The sequence below is a fragment of the Roseomonas sp. TAS13 genome (assembly GCF_001950415.1).
GTDB lineage: Bacteria > Pseudomonadota > Alphaproteobacteria > Acetobacterales > Acetobacteraceae > Roseomonas > Roseomonas mucosa.
This window is the reverse complement of the sequence record NZ_BDLP01000679.1, coordinates 1-1,179: the sequence shown is the minus strand read 5'-3', so window position 1 is coordinate 1,179 and position 1,179 is coordinate 1. Positions and strand designations below refer to the sequence as shown.

2 protein-coding genes are annotated in these 1,179 nt (G+C 75.1%); both read right to left on the bottom strand.

All coding sequences use genetic code 11. From position 1 onward, the window contains the following. Positions 1-503, bottom strand: a 503-nt coding sequence (locus tag ROTAS13_RS24800) for a hypothetical protein (protein WP_216348747.1), incomplete at its 3' end; no start/stop codon positions are given. A 131-nt stretch (positions 504-634) separates the two neighbouring features. Further along, on the bottom strand, positions 635-961 hold the full coding sequence (locus ROTAS13_RS24795) for a TIGR02300 family protein (protein WP_019461364.1): 327 nt from the start codon (positions 959-961) through the stop codon (positions 635-637). Positions 962-1,179: the final 218 nt, after the last annotated feature.

Here is a 1,179-nt window from a genome sequence, read left to right as displayed (position 1 = left end):
GCGGCCGCCAGCCGCGCGGCGAGCGGCACGAGGAAGGCCGTGACTGCGAAGGCCGGAGGCCGCGGGGCGGGTACGACGGCCAGGGGAGCGGCGGCGAAGACGGCCGCGAAGTCCGGTTCGGCCCGGTCCGGAGCCGTGACATCCGGTGCGCGGAAGCCGACGCCGAAGGCCGCGGCCCGGAAGACTGCGGCCACGAAGCCCGCTGCCGCGAAGGCGGCACCGAAGGCGGCAACCCGGAAGACCGCAGCTTCGAGGAGCACGGCCGCGAAGGCGACCTCGCGCAAGACGACAGCCTCGAAGGCTGCGGCCTCGAAGACCGCGACCACGAAGACCGCGGCCACGAAGACGAGGACCCCGAAGACGGGGAGCCCGAAAGCCGGGACGGGTGCCGGCAGGACCGGTACTGCCAGGGCCGCCGGCACCGGTGCGACGCGTGCCGGGGGGCGGGGCGCTGTCTCCGGTGCCGCGCCGCGCCGCGCCACCGGCAGCCGGGGCGGCGGCACGGCGGGCCGGAAGCGCTGACAGCAAAACGCCGCCGGCGAGGTGCCGGCGGCGTGCAGGGCTTGGGGGAGGCGGGCTGCGTGCCGGCCTTCCCCCCGGTCGAGCCCGGCGGGCGGGGCCGGGCGCGGGGCGCTCAGCTTTCCTCGTCGCTCTCGCTCTCGACGCCGATCTCCTCGCCGAGATCCTCGTCCGCGTCCTCCAGGTCCTCGGCATCTTCCAGACCGGCGTCGGTATCGGCGTCCTCGAGCTCCGTGTCGTCCGTCTCGGCCTCCGTTCCCGGCGTCACCGCGCGCTTACGCAGCTTGTCCTCGACGGGGGCGGCCGGGCGGCGCAGGCGCGGCTGTTCGGCCGGCTGCTCGGTGCCGCATTTCGGGCAGACGGCGGGCGTGCGGGTGAGGTCGTAGAACTTCGTGCCGCAGGCCACGCAAACGCGTTTGGTGCCCAGTTCGGGTTTGACCATGGATGGAGTCGTCCTGGCTTTGACCGACGTCCGCTCAGGCCCCGCGCTTGCCGCGGAGCCTTGGGGGCCGGGCTTCAATGAGGGCGCGCGATTGCCACGCACCCCCTCGCGTGTCAAACGCGCAATCCATGCGGGACACCTGCCAGATGTTCGGGCCGCTGCGCGCGGCCGCCCCGGGCCGGGGCCTCGCGGGCGAGATCCGCGTGCCCGGCGACGGC